1 pseudogene is annotated in these 383 nt (G+C 60.3%); it reads right to left on the bottom strand.

The annotated features are described in order from the left end of the window. Nucleotides 1-383, bottom strand: a pseudogene (locus EOA29_RS42090) (DNA helicase UvrD); the annotation flags it as partial.

Genomic DNA, 383 nt, shown 5'->3' with positions numbered 1-383 from the left:
GGTTTGCAAAAGTGTCCGCGTCCTGCGGCAAGACCACCGTTTCGGAAGAGACGACCGTTTTTCGCGTGAGCTGGTGGAAATCAAGCTCCTTGAGCAGATCAAACCTCAGGTTGAGCAGCTTCGACCACGCGCCTGTCTTGGCAGAAGGAAGATAGGGCACGACCAGAAGGTCGCGGGCGCGCGTACAGGCGACATACCACATGCGCTGATTTTCCAGCGCCTGGCGCTGCGCTTTTTCCTCGCGGGCACGTGCTAGCGCAGACGAAGACCCGCCGCCAATAACCCAATGCAGCGTGTTGTCGGATGTGCGGTGGACGAAGCGGGGGGAGGGGCGTGCCAGCGTCCCCATATTGATGGGAATGACGACGGGCCATTCCAATCCC

The organism is Mesorhizobium sp. M1E.F.Ca.ET.063.01.1.1 (assembly GCF_003998155.1).
GTDB lineage: Bacteria > Pseudomonadota > Alphaproteobacteria > Rhizobiales > Rhizobiaceae > Mesorhizobium.
Note: the sequence above shows the minus strand (reverse complement) of the source record. Positions and strands in the feature narration are given on the sequence as shown.